Origin of the sequence: Streptomyces sp. KL116D, from assembly GCF_030766975.1 — a bacterium.
Classification (GTDB): domain Bacteria; phylum Actinomycetota; class Actinomycetes; order Streptomycetales; family Streptomycetaceae; genus Streptomyces; species Streptomyces longispororuber_A.
The window spans coordinates 1-17564 of record NZ_JASERH010000012.1; the positions used below are offsets into that span (position 1 = coordinate 1).

The following is a 17564-nucleotide window of genomic DNA, read 5'->3' on the forward strand; positions in this document are numbered from 1 at the left end:
CGTCGCGGCGGCGGCCGTCGGCGGCGCCACCGCGTACGGCTTCCAGGAGCTGACCGGATCCGACACCGTGTCCGCCTCCTCCACCAGCACCAACGTCGTGCCCAGCAGCAAGAAGGGCACGGTCTCCGGGGTCGCCGAGGCGGTCAGCCCGTCGATCGTCGAGATCAACGCGACGCTCAGCTCGGGCTCCTCGACCGGCTCCGGCGTGATCCTCACCGCCGACGGCGAGATCCTCACCAACAACCACGTGATCTCCGGCGCCTCCTCGGTGAAGGTGCGGACGAGCGACGGCAAGTCCTACACCGCCGAGGTCGTCGGCACCGACGCCAAGAAGGACCTCGCGCTCATCAAGCTGAAGAACGCCTCGGGCCTCAAGGCCGCCACGCTCGGCGACTCCGACGGCGTCAAGGTCGGCGACGAGGTCGTCGCCATCGGCTCCCCCGAGGGCCTGACCGGCACCGTCACCAGCGGCATCGTCTCCGCGCTCGACCGCGACGTCACCGTCTCCACCGACGAGGGCAACCAGCAGGAGCAGCAGCAGGGCGGCGGCAACGGCCAGTGGCCGTTCGAGTTCGGCGGCCAGGAGTTCAACGGCGACACCGGCTCCTCCACCACCACGTACAAGGCGCTGCAGACCGACGCGTCGCTCAACCCCGGCAACTCCGGCGGCGCCCTCATCGACATGAACGGCAACATCATCGGCATCAACTCAGCGATGTACTCCGCCAGTTCGGACTCCTCGACGTCGTCGTCGAGCGCCGGCAGCGTCGGCCTCGGCTTCGCCATCCCGATCAACACCGTCAAGGCGGACCTCGACTCGCTGCGGGCCGGAGGCTCCGACAGCTGACCCGCCGCCCCGCCCCGGGAGGACCCCTCATGATCCGCACCGTGCACCACCCCGACGCCTCGGCGGCCCCCGCCGCCCTCGGCCTCGCCCTCGCCGTGGCCTCGGCGCTGCACGCGCCGGCCACCCGGGCGCCGGAACTCGCGCCCCCGGCACGACGCCGGGCGCCACGCGGCCGCCGCGCGGCCGTGCGAGGCTGAAGACGGCCCCGCCCGTACCCACTCGTAAGGAAGCGCAGCCCATGAGCCCCGCCGAAGGCGACCGCGACGCCCAGCACCGCATCCTGATCGTGGACGACGAGCCCGCGGTGCGCGAGGCCCTCCAGCGTTCCCTCGCCTTCGAGGGGTACGCCACGGAGGTCGCCGTCGACGGCGCCGACGCGCTGGAGAAGGCCGCCGCGTACCGGCCCGACCTCGTCGTCCTCGACATCCAGATGCCGCGCATGGACGGCCTGACCGCCGCGCGCCGGCTCCGCGCCACCGGCTCCACCACGCCGATCCTCATGCTCACCGCCCGCGACACCGTCGGCGACCGGGTCACCGGGCTCGACGCGGGCGCCGACGACTACCTGGTCAAGCCGTTCGAGCTCGACGAACTCTTCGCGCGGGTGCGGGCGTTGCTGCGGCGCAGCTCCTACGCCGCCGCGGCGGGCGGCGACGCCGACGACGCGGACGTCCTCTCCTTCGCCGACCTGCGCATGGACCTGGCCACCCGTGAGGTGACGCGCGGCGAGCGCACGGTCGAGCTGACCCGCACCGAGTTCACGCTCCTGGAGATGTTCCTCGCGCACCCGCGCCAGGTCCTCACCCGCGAGCAGATCCTCAAGGCCGTCTGGGGCTTCGACTTCGAACCGTCGTCCAACTCGCTGGACGTGTACGTGATGTACCTGCGGCGCAAGACCGAGGCCGGGGGCGAGCCGCGGCTCGTGCACACCGTGCGGGGCGTGGGGTACGTGCTGCGATCGGGCGCGGCCGAGTGAGCGGGGTGCTCCGCAGGCTGCGCGGACTCCCGTTGCGGTCGCGGCTGGCCCTGCTCGTGGCGGTGGCCGTGGCGGCGGCGGTGGCGGCGGTGGCGGTGACGTGCTGGTTCATCGTGCGCGGAAAGCTGTACGGCGAGGTCGACGACGACCTCCACTCGCTCGACAAGTCGCTGACCCTGAGCGACGTCCAGTCGGTGCTGAACGAGTGCACCGACTCCCCCGGGCAGCAGAACTCCCCCGGCCCGCGGTCCTCGTACTACTTCCAGCTGGTGAAGTCGGACGGCACGCCCTGCGTCTTCCCCGGCTCCCGCGGCACGGTCGAGGTCGCCGACAGCGACACGGCCGTGGCCGAGCACCCGGACCCGGAGGTGGAGACGTACCGCAACGGCAAGGCGACCGACGGCACGCCCGTCCGCGTCCTGACCGTGCCGGTCATCTCCAAGGGCCCCGGCCGCGTGGTGCTCGCGAACAGCTCCCTCCTCGTCGCCTACCCGCTGGAGGACACCCAGTCCACGCTCAACGAGCTGGCCCTGGTCCTCCTCCTCGTCTCGGGAATCGGGGTGATCGGCGCCGGCGCCGCCGGCCTGTGGATCGCCCGGTCCGGGCTGCGCCCGGTCGACAAGCTCACCGAGACCGTCGAACACGTCGCCCGTACCGAAGACCTCACCGTGCGCATCCCCGTGGAGGGCGACGACGAGATCGCCCGGCTGTCGGCCTCCTTCAACTCGATGACGGCCGCCCTCGCGGCCTCCCGCGAGCTCCAGCAGCAGCTCATCGCCGACGCCGGTCACGAGCTGCGCACGCCCCTCACCTCGATGCGCACCAACATCGAACTGCTCACCCGCAGCGAGGAGACCGGCCGCGCCATCCCGCCGGACGACCGCAAGGCGCTGATGGCGTCGGTCAAGGCGCAGATGACGGAGCTGGCGGCGCTCATCGGCGACCTCCAGGAACTGTCCCGCACCGGACTGAGCGGCAGCGACGGCCCGCTGAAGGTCGTGTCGCTGCACGAGACGGTCCGCGCGGCGCTGGATCGTGCCCGGCTGCGCGGTCCCGAGCTCAAGATCGTGTCGGAGCTGGCCCCCTGGTACGTCAGGGCGGAACCGGCGGCGCTGGAGCGCGCCATCGTCAACCTGCTCGACAACGCCGTGAAGTTCAGCCCGCAGCACGGCACCGTCGAGGTCCGGCTGATGCGCGGGACGCTGACCGTACGGGACCACGGTCCGGGCATCCCGGCCGACGAACTCCCGTACGTCTTCGACCGGTTCTGGCGCTCCCCGTCCGCCCGCGCCCTGCCGGGCTCGGGCCTCGGCCTGTCGATCGTGGCCCGCACCGTGGAGAGCTACGGCGGCGAGGTCGGGCTGGCCGCGGCGGACGGCGGCGGCACCGTGGCGACGATGCGGCTGCCGGGAGCGCCGACGCCGCCGCCGGAACTCCCCTGACGCCCCGGCTCCCAGCGGCTCACCGCGGGTCTCAGTGGCCGACGGCGAGTCCCGCGCCGGACAGGTCGACCCGGATCCCGTCCTGCTCCACGGTCACGTCGCGCAGCCGTACGTAGCCGTGGTCGCCAGGCAGCTTCGGCAGCCGGAAGGCGAGGGAGAGGCGGTCGGCCAGTTCGGGGCGGGTCAGCCGGGTGAGGCCGTCGAGCAGCGCCGGGTCGAGGCCGATCTTCTCCAGGAGCCAGGGGTGGTCGATCGCGATGTCGATCAGGTTCATCCCCATCAGCTGCTTCACGAAGCGGGGCGACCCGGTCAGCTCGCTGAGCTTCGCGTCGCTGTGCAGCGCCTCGCGGACCGCTCCGTCGGGGACGCCGGCGCGCCGCACGATCGCCGGGACGGACAGCAGCCGCCTGGCCTTGTCGGTCTCCTCGGTGATCCGGTCGACGGACTTGGCGGTCAGGTGCAGGCCCTCCGTGGCCCCGGTGCCCGGCCGGTAGCTCGCCAGGTCGCCGATGTCGAGGCGCATCCCGTCGATGTCGGTGGCGATGCCGGTACCGCCCAGGCGCCGGATCGTGGCGTCGGCGCGCACCTTCACCTGGTGCCCGGCGACCGGCAGCGTGCCGCGCGCCAGGACCCGGTCGCGGCCGTGCCCGGTGAACGTGACCTGGGACGCGCCCAGTTCACGGTTCATGTCGGCGAAGCTGAGCAGCACCTCGCCGTGCATGGCGTCGACGTGGGCCCCGCTGATGTCGGTGAGTCCCGAGCCCTCGATGCGGACGTCGCGGGCGGTCGCCTGGACCTTGGCGAGGGTGACGCGGTCGGCGGCGACGTCGGGGACGGTGACCTTCATCTCGTCGATCCGGCGGTCCGCGAGCTGGGTGAGGAACGGGAAGCCCTGGATCTCGACCTCGGGGGCCGCGGTCAGCTTCAGTTCCTTCTTGAGCTGCTGGGCCGCGCGGTGCTCGGCGTACAGGACGGCCCAGCGGTCGGCGAGGGCGAGGAACGAGACGAGGACGACCACCGCGACGACGCCCTTCGTGACGGTCGACAGTCCGGCGAAGCGGTTGCGCCGGCGGCTGCCGCGCCGGTGGTTGGGCGGGGCCCACTCCTCGCCGCCGGGATCGTCGGGGTCGTCGGGATCCTCGTGCAGGAAGTCGTCGAGCGGGTTGCCGGCGAGGGCGGCCAGCTCGTCGTAGGGACTGCTCGCTGCCCGCAGGGGCTCCGATGGAACCGATTCCTCCGGCCAACCATCAGAAGGCATGCGGGCGTTGGATATGCGGTGGGGGGTACGCATCGGGTGATTCCACCACACACCCCCACCCTTTAGGCAAACAACCTTCACAACAGGCGGCACGTACGACGGGTGGCCCACGGTCGGTTCAACCGTAGGCCACCCGGAATCAAGAACGCGTTACGGCTACTTGATGATCGTGATGCGGTCCGCCTTCGGGGGCGCGATCGGGTTCGCGGCCGAGGAGTTGGCAGTCAGGTAGTCGTTGAGCGCCTTCAGGTCGTCGGCGCCGACCAGCGGGTTCTTGCCCGCGCCGAGCGCCGCGAAGCCGTCGCCGCCGCCCGCGAGGAAGGAGTTCATCGCGACGCGGTAGGTGGCGGCCGGGTCGATGGCCGCCCCGTTCAGCCTGATCGAGTCGACGACCACGCGGGCCGCGCCCGACTTCGTCATGTCGAGCGTGTACGTGAGCCCCGCCGACGGCTGGAGGATCTTCGGCGACGCCTCGTTCCCGCCGCTGACCTGCTGCTGGAGCGCCTCGATGACCTGCGCGCCGGTGAGGTCGGCCAGATTGACCGTGTTGCTGAACGGCTGGACCGTGAACGCCTCGCCGTACGTCACCACGCCGTCGCCCTCACTGCCGGTCGCCTTGTAGACCAGGTCGGCGCGGACGCCGCCCGGGTTCATCAGGGCCAGGCTCGTCTTCGGGTCGAGGGACTTGGCGTGGGCGAGCTGCGCGTCCGCGATGAGGTCGCCGAGCGGCTCCTCGGGCGTGCCGGCGCCGCGGCCCAGGATGTCCGCGGAGATGTGGCCCACGGACTGGTTCGCGACGGGCGCGGCCAGCTTGTTCCACCGGCCGATCAGCGCCGTCATGTCGGCGGCCTTGTCCTGGGTCCGCGTCACCACGTGGTTGGCCGACTTCACCGAGGTACGGACGATGTCCTCGGTGCGGCGGTCGTAGGTGAGCGTCGTGTCCGTGTACAGCCTCCCGAACGAGGACGCGGACGTGACCATGCGCGGCCGGCCCGCCGGGTCGGGGATGGTGCACGCGTACGCGTTGTGCGTGTGGCCCGTGACGAGCGCGTCGACCTTCGGCGTGATGCCCTTGGCGATGTCGACGATCGGTCCGGAGACGCCGGAGCCCGCGCCCGGCGCGTCGCAGTCGTAGTTGTAGGACTGCGAGGCGGGCACGCCGCCCTCGTGGATCAGCGTGACGATGGACTTCACGCCCTGCTTGTCGAGGATCTTCGCGTACTTGTTGACGGTCTCGATCTCGTCGTGGAACTTCAGGCCCTTGACGCCGTCGGCGGAGACGATGTTCGGCGTGCCTTCGAGCGTGACGCCGATGAAGCCGATCTTCACGCCGTTGTGCTTCCACACCCAGTAGGGCTTCAGGATCGGCTTGCCGGTCTTCTCGTCGGTCACGTTCGCGGCGAGGTAGGGGTAGTCGGCGCCCTCGAAGGTGCGGCCGTCCTCGAAGCAGCCGTCCTTCGCGTGACAGCCGCCGTTCTGCATGCGCGCCAGCTCGGCCGCGCCCTCGTCGAACTCGTGGTTGCCGACGGACGTGACGTCCAGGTCGAGCTTGTTCATGGCCTCGACGGTGGGCTCGTCGTGGAAGAGGCCGGAGAGCAGCGGGCTGGCCCCGATGAGGTCGCCGGCGGCCGCCGTGACGCTGTACGGGTGGCCCTTGCGGGCGGTGCGCAGGGAGGTCGCCAGGTACTCGACGCCGCCCGCGTCGATCTTCTTCGTCGTGCCGTCCGCCTGGTCCTCGGTGACCTGCCCGGACGATCCGGCCGGCGGCTCCAGGTTGCCGTGGAAGTCGTTGAACGACAGCAGCTGCACGTCCTGGTAGCGGCCCTTGCCCGCGGGGTGGCCGCTGCCTGCGTGGTGGCCGTCGGCCGCGCCCGCGGGCAGCGCGGCGATCAGCGCCCCCGCGGTGGTGAGGGTGGCGGCCGCGGCGAGCACGGCTCTCAGCCGGCGCCCGGGCCGGTTCGTCTGTACGGGCATCTGTCCCCCTGGGGATCACTGCGACTGCGGGATTGCGGGGGCAGCCTAGGGTCAACGCGCGTAGCGCAACAGGGGGTTGCGGGTTACGAGCTGGTTGCCGCCGCCTTGCGCGGACCGCGCCGTACCCTCGTAGCCATGACCACGGACCCCGCAACCACCGCCGATCCCGCTCTCCCGGGCCGCCGGATCGACACCCTGTCCGCCCTGACCGCCGAGCAGTCCACCGCCGTGCTCGCGCTGCTCACCGACGCCGCCCGGGCCGACGGTCAGCAGGCCGTCTCGGAGCAGGGGCGGCTGCAGCTGCGGGGCGGGGAGCGGGAGGGGGTGCGCCATCTGCTGCTTTCCGTCGACGAGAACCTGGTCGGGTACGCGCAGCTGGAGGACACCGACCCCATCGAGGCCCCGGCCGCCGAGCTCGTCGTGCATCCGGCACACCGCGGGCACGGGCACGGGCGGGCGCTCGGCACGGCGCTGCTCGCGGCGTCCGGCAAGCGGCTGCGGGTGTGGGCGCACGGCGGGCACAGCGCGGCCCGGCACCTCGCGCAGGTGCTCGGTCTGACCCTGTTCCGCGAACTGCGGCAGATGCGGCGGTCGTTGACCGATCTGGAGCTGCCCGACCCCGAGCTGCCCGCGGGCGTGCGCATCCGTACGTTCGTGCCGGGGCAGGACGACGCGGCCTGGCTCGCGGTGAACGCGGCGGCGTTCGCCCACCACCCCGAGCAGGGCTCGCTCACCCAGCGCGACCTGGACGACCGCAAGGCCGAGCCGTGGTTCGACCCGGCGGGCTTCTTCCTGGCGTTCGAGAAGGACGAGCTGGTCGGCTTCCACTGGACGAAGGTGCACGCGCAGGAGCGGCTCGGCGAGGTGTACGTCGTCGGCGTCGCGCCCGGGAACCAGGGCGGCGGCCTCGGCAAGGCGCTCACCACGACGGGGCTGCGCCACCTCGCGGCGGCGGGTCTGCCGACGGCGATGCTGTACGTCGACGCCGACAACAAGGCGGCGGTGCGGGTCTACGAGCGGCTCGGGTTCGCCACGTACGAGACGGATCTGATGTATCGCACAGAGTCCTGACTCACTCCTCCCGCGGTCCTGACCTGCGGTTTTTCACGAGGGGGCGGCGCCTTGGGGCGCCGCCCCCTCTTTCGTGGCTTGACGCGGCGGGCACCCTTGCATCACCCTTTCACTACTTGATTAGTGAAAGGGGGTACGCCAGTGGGGGAGCAAGAGCGCGTCATCGAGTTCCGCATCGACCGCCACAGCGGCGTCTCCACCTACCTGCAGATCGTCCACCAGACCGAGCAGGCTCTGCGGCTCGGCATGCTGGAGCCGGGCGACAAGCTGCCCACGGCCCGCGAGGTCGTGGAGGCCACGGCCATCAATCCGAACACGGTGCTCAAGGCCTACCGCGAGCTGGAGCGCTCCGGCCTCGTCGAGGCCCGTCGTGGCCTGGGCACGTTCGTCCGCAGATCGCTCGGGTCCGCGCCCGCCGACTCCCCGCTGAAGGCGGAGCTCGACGACTGGGCGCGCCGGGCGAGGGAGGCGGGCCTGGACCGCGGCGACGTGGCGGCCCTGTTCGGCAACGCGCTGGAGGAACACTTCGGCACCGCCTCCGGTACCGCCTCCCGTACCGGCTCCGGCACGACCACCGGCAAGACCACCAGCACGACCACCAGCACGACCAAGGGGAACGCATGAACACGGCCCTCGAGGCGACGGGCCTCGTGAAGCGGTACGGACGGCACGCCACCGCGGCCCTCGACGACTGCTCCTTCCGGCTGCCCGAAGGCCGGATCAGCGCGCTCGTCGGCCCGAACGGCGCGGGGAAGTCCACGCTGCTCGCGATAGCTGCCGGGCTGCTGCGCCAGACCTCCGGGCAGCTGCGCGTGCTCGGCGCCGGGCCCGGCGAGGCCCGCGCCAGGGTCGGTTACCTGTCCCAGGACAAGCCGCTGCACCCCCAGCTGTCCATCGCGGACACGCTGCGGATGGGCGCCGAGCTGAACCCGGACCGCTGGGACGCGGCCTACGCGGCGGGGATCGTCGAGCAGGGCTCCCTCGACCCGAGGACGAAGGTCCGCGCGCTCAGCGGCGGCCAGCGCACCCGCGTCGCGCTCGCCATCACCCTGGGCAAGCGGCCCGAGCTGATGCTCCTGGACGAGCCGATGGCCGACCTGGACCCGCTGGCCCGGCACGAGCTGATGGGCACGCTGATGGCGGACGCGGCCGAGCACGGCACGACCGTCCTGATGTCCTCGCACATCGTCGCCGAGCTGGCCGACGCCTGCGACCACCTGCTGCTCCTGGGCGGCGGCCGGATCCGGCTCGGTGGCGGCATCGACGATCTGATCGGCGCGCACAGCCTGGTCACCGGCCGCGGTGACCTCTCGAAGCACACGGTCGTCGAGTCCCGCGCCTCCGGCCGCGGTGTCACGGCCCTGATCCGCAGGGACGGTCCGGTCGGCGAGGGCTGGCAGGTCCAGGAGCCCTCCCTGGAGGAGCTGCTCCTGGCGCACCTGCGCTCGCCGCAGGCCCCGGCCCTGATCACCCCGAGCACGGCCTCGACGGCGGACCGCACGGCGGTGACCGCATGAGCGCCCCGTCCTTGGAAAAGCCGGAAGGGCCGGCGAAGCCGACGGTGCGGCGCACGCTCCCCGGCCCGGACGGCCTGGTGTGGACGATGCTGCGGCTGCACCGCACCGCCCTGTGGGTGTGGACCGGGTACGCCGTGATCAGCCTCGGCCTGCTGCTGTGGCTGTGGGGCCCGGGCGCGTCGGCGGCACAGAAGGCGTTCGACACCTTCGGATACTCGGGAGCGCAGGAGAACGGCTGGGAGGGCAAGTCCTTCCCCTTCTCCGCCTGGCTGCCCGAGTTCCTGTCGCCCCTCGGCTCGTTCGACACCATCTTCTACGAGCCGGCGTCCCTCACCCGGCTCCTGGCGATCGGCATCGCCGTGTTCGCGGCGGGCCCGCTGATCGCCCGCGAGCTGGAGCTGGGCACGGCCCGATGGGCGTGGACCCAGTCGGTGACCCCGACCCGCTGGCTCGTCGCCAAGCTGACCGTGCCGGCGCTCCTCATCACGGTCTGCACGAGCCTGCTGGTGATCGTGTACCGGCTGGTGTGGAACGCCCACGGGCATCTCCTCATCGCCGGCATCGGCCCACGCTCCTTCTACTTCAACATCGGCCCGGCGACCGTCGCGAACGCCCTGTTCGCCCTGGCCTTCGGCGTGCTCGCCGCGCTGGTCCTGCGCCGCGCCCTGCCCGCGCTCGCCGTCTCCGGCGTCGTCACGTACCTGGTGGGTGCGCTGCGCGGCAACTCCTGGCCGTTCCAGGGCCGTTACCAGCAGCCCGAGATCCCCGTGCACAGCAAGGCGATCACGTCGGGCGGCGCCGAGATCCGCGACCCCGGCTGCTATCTGGACAAGGCGTGCCTCGCCCGCCACGACGTCACCGGCTTCACCCGCCAGTACCTCCCCTCGTCCGACTACTGGCCGCGCCAGCTCACCGAGACGGGCATCCTGCTCGGCCTCACCGTGCTCTGCGTCGTCGCCGCGTTCCTGGTGCTGCGCCGGTACCAGCCCAAGAAGACCCGGCAGGGGGCCCGCGGATGAGTGCCACGACCTTCTCGCCGCGCTCGGGTCTGACCTGGACGGTGCTGCGGCTGCACCGCGGCAGCATCTGGCTGTGGGCGCTGTACGTCGCGGTGACCGCGGGCCTGCTGCTGTGGGCGTGGGGGCCCGGCACGAGCGGGCTCGGCATCATCGGCGTCTGCTCGCCGAAGGTGGCGACCGGGTGCGTCGCCGAGGGCGACACCGCGGGCGCGTACCACTACGTCCTCCAGTTCACCGACGTCCTGGTGTCCTTCCTGCCGGCGGCCGCCGCGGTGTACGCGGGCGGCACCCTGATCGGTCAGGAACTGGAGCGGGGCACCGCCCAGTTGATGTGGACGCAGTCCGTGTCGCCGGTCCGTTGGCTCACCACGAAGCTGGTGCTGCCGGCGCTGCTGCTCGTCGCGGGGACGGGCGTGCTGGTCCTGCTGCGCAGGGCGGTCGCGGCGCAGACCCCCCATCTCACCGACAACCAGTGGTTCACGGGTTCCCCCGGGGCACTGAGCCCGGTCGTCATGGCGATGCCCCTGCTGGGTCTGGCCTGCGGCGCGCTGGCCGCCCTGCTCAAGCGGCGCGCGCTGACCTCGGCCGTCATCGGCCTGGTGCTCACGGTCGCGCTGGGGACGCTCGTCGGTCTGGTGCGGTCGCGGCTGTGGCCCACCGAGACGGTGTTCGGATCGGTCGAGCACGGCTACCCCGGCTTCGTCGGTGAAGTGGTCTCCGAAGGGGCCGTCACCGGGTCCGGCGCCCACGTCGCCGACCCGATGTGCGGCGGCGACCGCGCCTGCCTCGTCGATCACAACGTCACGGGCTTCTACACCGAGGGCCACCCGCCCTCGCACTTCTGGCCGCTCCAGCTGGTCGAGACCGGCCTGGTGCTGGCGCTGACCGCCGCCGTCGTGGCCCTCACGTACCGCACTCTGAGGAAGCGAGTCGCCGTATGAACCGCTCACCGGCCCCGGCCCTCTCGGCCCGGCCGCTCGCCCGGCCGGCCCTGTGGCTGACATCGGCGGCCCGCTCGGCCGCCACGGCACTCCAGTTCTGGAACACGGGGTCGGCCGAGCCCACCCCGGCGCCCCGCCCGAAGGGCGTCCGACGGGCCCGAGAGGAGAGATCCGGCTCATGACCCAGGTGCTCCCGGTCTCCCGGCGGCTGCGGCCGACCGGGGCGGTGTGGACGGTCCTGCGTCTGCACCGCCTTGCCCTCTGGATATGGACGACGGCGGTCCTGGCCGCTGTGGTGGTCCTCCTGTGGCTGTACGGGCCGGGCGCGGACGCCGCGGCGCGGCAGCTGGCCGGTTGCACGGCTCAGGGGTGCGAGCCGGCCGGTGGCCCGTACGCCCGGTACCGGTTCCTGTTCGAGCTGACCGGCGCTCTGGTCACGGTGGCGCCGTACGTCGCGGCGGTCTTCATGGGCAGCATCTGCGTCGGGCGCGAACTGGAGCGCGGTACGGCCCCGTTGCTCTGGGCACAGTCGCTCACCCCGGCCCGCTGGCTGGCCACGACGCTCGCCGTCCCGGCGGCCTGGTTCGTGGCCGGCACGATCCCCGTGGTGCTGCTGCGGACCGTCGTCCTGGATTCAGGACCGCTGCCCCGGCACGGCCTGCCCTGGCACGACGAGGACGTCTTCACCACGACGGGCACCCTCCCGGTCGCCCTGGTCGTCCTGGGCCTGGCGGTGGGCGCGCTCGCCGGGGTACTCCTGCGCACGACGGTGACCAGCGGGATCGTCGGCACCGTCGTGCTCCTGGCGACCGGCCTGCTGAGCGCGCGCTACCGCGCGAGCCTGTGGCCGACCGTCACCGACACCGGCCTCAAGGCGCTGCGCCCGCCGTCCGACGCCCAGGTCCTGGAGCACGGCGCCGTCGTGCGCGGCTCCGGCGAGCGGATCGGGAACGACTGGGCGTGCGTCGACGCCGACAGCGCGGCCGATCTGCGCCACTGCACGGCACACTTCAAGGACTTCTGGGTGACGTACCACCCGTCCAGCCACTACTGGCCGAGCCAACTGACGGAATCCGCCCTGACGTTGGCCTTGGCCGCGGCGGCGGCCGTGGTGGCCTTCCGCGTCCTGCGGCGGCAGGTGCCCTGAGTCAGGGCGTCCCCACCGCCTGCCGCTGCCACGCCGCTCTGAACGCGTCGCGCGCGGCCTCCACCTGGTGCCGCTGGTCGGCGTGGAGCACGCCCAGGGCGTACGCCGTCGCGGGGGCGATGCGCGGGGTGCGGGCCGCGTGGGCCGCCGCCGCGGCGGCCTCGGCGGCGTCCCGGTGCGTGTTCAGGGCGTGCGCCGCCTCGGTGAGTCTGACGTCGGTCGGCGGCCGCTCGGGGGCGACCTCCTGGGCGTACCGGTGCAGACGCAGCAGCAGCCGGACGTGGTGCCAGGGCGTGTCCGCGTCCGCGTTGTACGGGTGGCCGGTGTGGTGCAGGGAGGAGACCGCCTCCCCGAGCCGGGACTCGGCCTCCGCCGCCAGCTTCTTCAGCTCGGTGTCCGCGCCGGACAGCGGCACCTCGCTGGCCAGCACGGCGACGTTGTCCGCGACCGCGTGGAACCGGGACGAGCCGAGTGCCTGCAGCGCCGTGCTGTGCGCGCGGGTGCGGGCCAGCGTGAGCTGCCGGTCGAGCAGCGCGGCGGCCTTGGCCGCGCCGACCGTCAACGCGTTGGCCGCGGGCGCCTGTTGGGGCAGTCGCGCGCCGGTCTGCGGTCCGGTCGTCGTCAGCCGCTGGAGCGCCTCGCTCAGCCGCGCGAGCCGGTCCCCGTACGCGTGCTCCTGCGCCAGCGTGCCCGACAGCCAGGCCAGTTCGGGCCGCAGCGCGTCCGACCACTCCGCGTCGAGCAGCGGGCGGAAGGTGTGCAGGGTGCCGCTGACCCGGCGGGCGGCGCGGCGCAGGGCGCGCGCCGCGTCGGCCGTGCCGTCGGCCGCGCCGCTCTCGCGGTGCTGCCGCAGTGAGCGCAGGAATTCGGTCGCCTGGGCCCGCAGGTAGGACCCGAGGACGTCGTTACCGTCGTTCCCTTCCAACGGCCCACTGGACTCAAGGTGTTGCTGTGCCACGCCGGCGCCTCCGGGCGTCTATGAGCATCTCCTGTACGTTCCGCAGGGGTCGCCCGTCTGCATCGGTGGCATGCCGGGTCCAGTTGCCGTCCGGACCCAGGTGCCAGGAGGCGGTGGTGTCGGACATCCCCGTTTCGAGCAGCCGGTTGAGGGCCGCCCGGTGGGCCGGGTCCTCGACGCGGACCAGGGCCTCGATGCGGCGGTCGAGGTTGCGGTGCATCATGTCGGCGCTGCCGATCCACACCTCCGGCTCGCCGCCGTTGCCGAAGGCGAAGACGCGGGAGTGCTCCAGGAACCGGCCGAGCACCGACCTGACCCGGATGTTCTCGGACAGCCCCGCGACCCCGGGCCGTACCGCGCAGATCCCGCGGACCCACACGTCGACCGGCACGCCGGCCTGCGACGCCCGGTAGAGGGCGTCGATGACGGCCTCGTCGACCATCGAGTTGACCTTGATGCGGACGTAGGCGGGACGGCCCGCACGGTGGTGCTGGACCTCCTTCTCGATCCGCGTGACCAGGCCCGTGCGCAGCGACTTGGGCGCGACGAGCAGCCGGCGGTAGGTCTCCCGGCGCGAGTAGCCGGACAGCCGGTTGAAGAGGTCGGAGAGGTCGGCCCCCACCTCCTGGTTGGCCGTCAGCAGTCCCAGGTCCTCGTACAGCCGGGCGGTCTTGGGGTGGTAGTTGCCCGTGCCGACGTGGCTGTAGCGGACGAGGGCGTCGCCTTCCTGCCGGACGACGAGGGACAGCTTGCAGTGCGTCTTCAGGCCGACGAGCCCGTAGACGACGTGGCAGCCGGCCTCCTCCAGCTTGCGGGCCCACTTGATGTTGGCCTGCTCGTCGAAGCGCGCCTTGATCTCCACCAGGACGAGGACCTGCTTGCCGGACTCCGCCGCGTCTATCAGCGCGTCCACGATCGGCGAGTCGCCCGACGTCCGGTACAGCGTCTGCTTGATGGCGAGCACGTCCGGGTCGTTGGCCGCCTGCTCCAGGAAGGCCTGCACGGACGTGGAGAAGCTGTCGTACGGGTGGTGGAGCAGCACGTCGTGCTGGCGCAGCGCGGCGAAGACGTCCGGCGCGGAGGCGGACTCCACCTCGGCGAGGTCGCGGTGGGTGCCCGCCACGAACTTCGGGTACTTGAGCTCGGGCCGGTCCAGGCCCGCTATGGAGAACAGGCCGGTGAGGTCGAGCGGACCCGGCAGCGGGTACACCTCCGCCTCACTGATCTTCAGCTCCCGCACCAGCAGGCTCAGTACCTCGGAGTCGATGGTCTCCTCGACCTCCAGGCGCACCGGCGGCCCGAAGCGGCGCCGCATGAGCTCCTTCTCCAGGGCCTTGAGGAGGTTCTCGGCGTCGTCCTCCTCGACCTCCAGGTCCTCGTTCCGCGTGACGCGGAACATGTGGTGCTCCTCGATCGACATGCCGGGGAACAGCTCGCCCAGGTGCCGGGGCGCGGAGATGACGTCCTCGATCGGCACGTAGCGCTGCGGCGACGCCTCCAGGAAGCGGGAGAGCAGCGGCGGCACCTTGACGCGGGCGAAGTGCCGGTGGCCCGAGACCGGGTTCGAGACGACGACCGCGAGGTTGAGCGAGAGCCCCGAGATGTACGGGAAGGGGTGGGCGGGGTCGACCGCGAGCGGGGTGAGGACCGGGAAGATCTGCTGCATGAACAGCGTGTAGAGCCGGGACTGCTCCTTGTCGGTGAGCTCGTTCCAGCGCACGACGTGGATGCCCTCGTCGGCCAGGGACGGGGCGACCTCGTCCTGGTAGCAGGCGGCGTGCCGGGCCATGAGCTCGCGGGAGCGGTTCCAGATCAGCTCCAGGACCTCACGGGGCTGGAGCCCTGAGGCCGAACGGGTGGCGACGCCGGTCGCGATGCGCCGCTTGAGGCCCGCCACCCGGACCATGAAGAACTCGTCCAGGTTCGAGGCGAAGATCGCCAGGAAGTTCGCGCGCTCCAGGAGCGGCGTGTTCGGGTCCTCGGCCAGCTCCAGGACGCGCTCGTTGAACGCCAGCCAGCTGCGCTCGCGATCAAGGAAACGTCCCTGCGGCAGCTCGGCCCCGTCCTGGCCCGCGTAATCGTCCTCGTAGTCGTCCGGATCCGCGTCGATGTCCGCCACGATCCCGGTGAGCTTCCCGTCGAAGTCGCCACCGGCCACCGTGTGCGGGCGGTGCGCGGCGAGGGAACCCACGGAGGGCTGCGGCTGCGGCGTCGCGGCGTCCTGAGCGGCTGACGAAGGGGATTCAGTCTGGTCCTGTGCGGCGTTCGGCTGGCTCATGGCCCCATTCTTCCGCGCGGAGCCGCTCCCGGGCGCGTCGAAGCGGTCGGAGAGCGCGGGCGCGAGACGGAGCCTGCCCGGCGCGGAGGACTCCGGCGGGTGCTGCGACGGTTCGGACGCGGGGGGCTGCATTCCGTGAGCGTCGCAAGCCCGTCTGAATGGTTGGTTACGGAGACATGACGTGCGGGACATGGTGGGGCGTCCCCCGTACGTCTGCGCCAGCGGCGATTCTTCCCAGGGGGACGCCAAGTCCGCCCGTCACACGCCCTGTTGGGCCCGGCCGAGCGCGTCGAGGAAGGCGGGGAGCAGCCCTCTGTCCCGCTCGTGGGTGAGCCGGTCCGCCGCCTCGCGCGGGGCGAGCCAGACCACCTCGGTGACCTCGTCATTGGGCACGAACGCGCCACCCGTCGCCCGCGCCGCCCAGTAGCGGACGGTCTTGGGCCGCCCCTGCGCGTCCACGTACTGCAGGGAGGGGAGCTCCTCGCCGAGCCGGCACTCCATGCCGGTCTCCTCCCGCACCTCGCGCAGGGCGGCCTCCCTACTGCTCTCGCCCCGCTTCAGCTTGCCCTTGGGCCAGGACCAGTCCGCCCACTTGGGCCGGTACACCAGTGCCAGCTCGACACCACCACGGGCCGCGGCCCGCCACAGCACACACCCGGCCGCCCGGACGACGGGCGGCCCTTCCACGGATCCCATGGCACCCCATGTTCCCGTGCCCGGGGGCCACCTAACGTGACCCCTCCGTGACCTAACCGCACCGCCCGCTTAGGTTCACCCTCCGTTCACTCATGCCCATCGGCCGCTTCACCTGATCTGCCTAATTTCGGCCTTACGCGGTGAGCCCCGGACCTCCGGGAGCACCCCGCCGTTCGACTGAAAATCCGCAGACTTTCGCACGCCGCCACACACATACAAGAGGCCGGCGGCTCCTGGAAGGAACATCCGAAGGTGAAGCTTCAGCGCAAGAACCGGCTCCGCGCCCTCTCCCTCGGCGCTATCGCCGTCTCCGGCGCCCTGGCCCTCACGGCGTGCGGCTCCGACGACACCGGCGACACCACGGGCGGCGGCGGCGCCAGCTCCTCCGCCAAGGCCGGCAACATCAAGTGCGACGACGCCAAGGGCCAGCTCCTCGGCAGCGGCTCGTCGGCCCAGGCCAACGCGATCGAGGCGTGGCGCAAGACCTTCTCGCAGGCCTGTTCCGGCGTGCAGGTCAACTACAAGCCCGACGGATCGGGCGCCGGCATCGAGGCCTTCAACCAGGGCCAGGTCGCCTTCGCCGGTTCCGACTCGGCGCTGAAGCCCGAAGAGGTCACCGCCTCGAAGAAGGTCTGCAAGACCGGCCAGGGCATCGACCTGCCGATGGTCGGCGGCCCGATCGCCGTCGCGTACAACCTGGACGGCGTCGACAACCTCGTCCTGGACGCGCCGACCCTCGCCAAGATCTTCGACTCGAAGATCACGAAGTGGGACGACAAGGCGATCAAGGCGCTCAACCCCGACGCCAAGCTGCCGTCCACCAAGATCCAGGCGTTCCACCGCTCGGACGAGTCCGGCACCACGGACAACTTCACCAAGTACCTCGGTGAGGCCGCCAAGAGCGACTGGAAGTACGAGCACGAGAAGGCCTGGAAGGCCTCCGGCGGCCAGTCCGCGCAGGGTTCCTCCGGTGTCGCGCAGCAGGTCAAGCAGACCGCCGGCGCCATCGGCTACATGGAGCTCTCGTACGCCAAGGACGGCGTGAAGACCGTGGACATCGACACGGGCGCCTCGGCCCCGGTCAAGGCCACCACGGAGAACGCCTCCAAGGCCATCGCCGACGCCAAGATCATCGGCTCCGGCAAGGACCTCGCCCTGGAGCTCAACTACACGACCAAGGCCGACGGCGCCTACCCGATCGTCCTGGTCACGTACGAGATCGCCTGCGACAAGGGCAACAAGGCGGAGACCCTGCCCGCCACCAAGGCCTTCCTGACCTACATGGCCAGTGACGAGGGCCAGGCCTCCCTCGCGGACCTGGGCTACGCCCCGATCCCGACCGAGATCAACGCCAAGGTCCGCGAGACCATCGCGTCCCTCAGCTGACCCAGCGTGCGGGCCGGCCGGACCCCCGGGTCCGGCCGGCCCGCACCGTCCGGT

Annotated in this window: 16 protein-coding genes; 11 read left to right on the plus strand and 5 right to left on the minus strand. The window is 71.9% G+C overall.

The features are described 5' to 3' along the window. The 4 genes from RBJ77_RS03845 to RBJ77_RS03860 all read left to right on the plus strand — a co-directional run. On the plus strand, positions 1-847 hold an 847-nt coding region (locus tag RBJ77_RS03845), incomplete at its 5' end, for a S1C family serine protease (protein ID WP_372343693.1). Positions 848-876: 29 nt separating this feature from the next. Continuing rightward, positions 877-1044 carry a hypothetical protein gene (locus RBJ77_RS03850; RefSeq protein ID WP_372343694.1) on the plus strand — a complete coding sequence of 56 codons (168 nt, stop codon included), beginning with the start codon at positions 877-879 and terminating at the stop codon, positions 1042-1044. Between the two features lie 41 nt (positions 1045-1085). After that, positions 1086-1823, plus strand: coding sequence for a response regulator transcription factor (locus RBJ77_RS03855; protein WP_372343695.1), 738 nt, complete (start codon positions 1086-1088; stop codon positions 1821-1823). Further along, on the plus strand, positions 1820-3265 hold the full coding sequence (locus tag RBJ77_RS03860) for an ATP-binding protein (RefSeq protein ID WP_372343696.1): 1446 nt from the start codon (positions 1820-1822) through the stop codon (positions 3263-3265). Before RBJ77_RS03855 ends, RBJ77_RS03860 begins: the two co-directional genes overlap by 4 nt. A gap of 31 nt (positions 3266-3296) precedes the next feature. Here the strand turns inward: RBJ77_RS03860 and RBJ77_RS03865 are convergent, their stop codons facing one another. Both RBJ77_RS03865 and RBJ77_RS03870 read right to left on the minus strand, forming a co-directional pair. Beyond that, entirely contained in the window at positions 3297-4523 is a 1227-nt protein-coding gene (locus RBJ77_RS03865) for a DUF2993 domain-containing protein (RefSeq protein ID WP_372343697.1), read from the minus strand. Positions 4524-4679: 156 nt separating this feature from the next. Then, entirely contained in the window at positions 4680-6497 is a 1818-nt protein-coding gene (locus tag RBJ77_RS03870; protein WP_372343698.1) for a bifunctional UDP-sugar hydrolase/5'-nucleotidase, read from the minus strand. Between the two features lie 135 nt (positions 6498-6632). On the opposite strand from RBJ77_RS03870, the gene mshD reads away from it, so the two are divergent. From mshD to RBJ77_RS03900, 6 genes are all read left to right on the plus strand, one after another. Then, positions 6633-7568, plus strand: coding sequence for a mycothiol synthase (gene mshD / locus RBJ77_RS03875; protein WP_372343699.1), 936 nt, complete (start codon positions 6633-6635; stop codon positions 7566-7568). A 141-nt stretch (positions 7569-7709) separates the two neighbouring features. Continuing rightward, on the plus strand, positions 7710-8192 hold the full coding sequence (locus tag RBJ77_RS03880; protein ID WP_372343700.1) for a GntR family transcriptional regulator: 483 nt from the start codon (positions 7710-7712) through the stop codon (positions 8190-8192). Further along, positions 8189-9085: an ABC transporter ATP-binding protein gene (locus tag RBJ77_RS03885; RefSeq protein ID WP_372343701.1), complete on the plus strand. Its 897-nt coding sequence runs from the start codon at positions 8189-8191 to the stop codon at positions 9083-9085. Before RBJ77_RS03880 ends, RBJ77_RS03885 begins: the two co-directional genes overlap by 4 nt. Further along, positions 9082-10104, plus strand: coding sequence for a hypothetical protein (locus RBJ77_RS03890; protein ID WP_372343702.1), 1023 nt, complete (start codon positions 9082-9084; stop codon positions 10102-10104). The genes RBJ77_RS03885 and RBJ77_RS03890 overlap by 4 nt, the downstream gene beginning before the upstream one ends. After that, positions 10101-11045, plus strand: coding sequence for an ABC transporter permease (locus RBJ77_RS03895; RefSeq protein WP_372343703.1), 945 nt, complete (start codon positions 10101-10103; stop codon positions 11043-11045). Before RBJ77_RS03890 ends, RBJ77_RS03895 begins: the two co-directional genes overlap by 4 nt. A 178-nt stretch (positions 11046-11223) precedes the next feature. Continuing rightward, positions 11224-12192, plus strand: coding sequence for a hypothetical protein (locus RBJ77_RS03900; protein WP_372343704.1), 969 nt, complete (start codon positions 11224-11226; stop codon positions 12190-12192). A 1-nt stretch (position 12193) separates the two neighbouring features. Here RBJ77_RS03900 and RBJ77_RS03905 read toward each other — a convergent pair whose 3' ends face one another. From RBJ77_RS03905 to RBJ77_RS03915, 3 genes are all read right to left on the minus strand, one after another. Then, positions 12194-13150 carry a CHAD domain-containing protein gene (locus tag RBJ77_RS03905; protein WP_372343705.1) on the minus strand — a complete coding sequence of 319 codons (957 nt, stop codon included), beginning with the start codon at positions 13148-13150 and terminating at the stop codon, positions 12194-12196. After that, the gene (locus RBJ77_RS03910; protein ID WP_372343706.1) at positions 13131-15560 is read right to left on the minus strand and encodes an RNA degradosome polyphosphate kinase; all 2430 of its coding nucleotides are present in this window, start codon (positions 15558-15560) and stop codon (positions 13131-13133) included. The genes RBJ77_RS03905 and RBJ77_RS03910 overlap by 20 nt, the downstream gene beginning before the upstream one ends. Before the next feature lie 126 nt (positions 15561-15686). Continuing rightward, on the minus strand, positions 15687-16124 hold the full coding sequence (locus RBJ77_RS03915) for an NUDIX hydrolase (RefSeq protein ID WP_372343707.1): 438 nt from the start codon (positions 16122-16124) through the stop codon (positions 15687-15689). 252 nt (positions 16125-16376) lie between these two features. Here RBJ77_RS03915 and pstS point away from each other — a divergent pair, with 252 nt between their 5' ends. After that, on the plus strand, positions 16377-17510 hold the full coding sequence (pstS, locus tag RBJ77_RS03920; RefSeq protein WP_372343708.1) for a phosphate ABC transporter substrate-binding protein PstS: 1134 nt from the start codon (positions 16377-16379) through the stop codon (positions 17508-17510). The last annotated feature ends 54 nt before the right edge of the window (positions 17511-17564 follow it).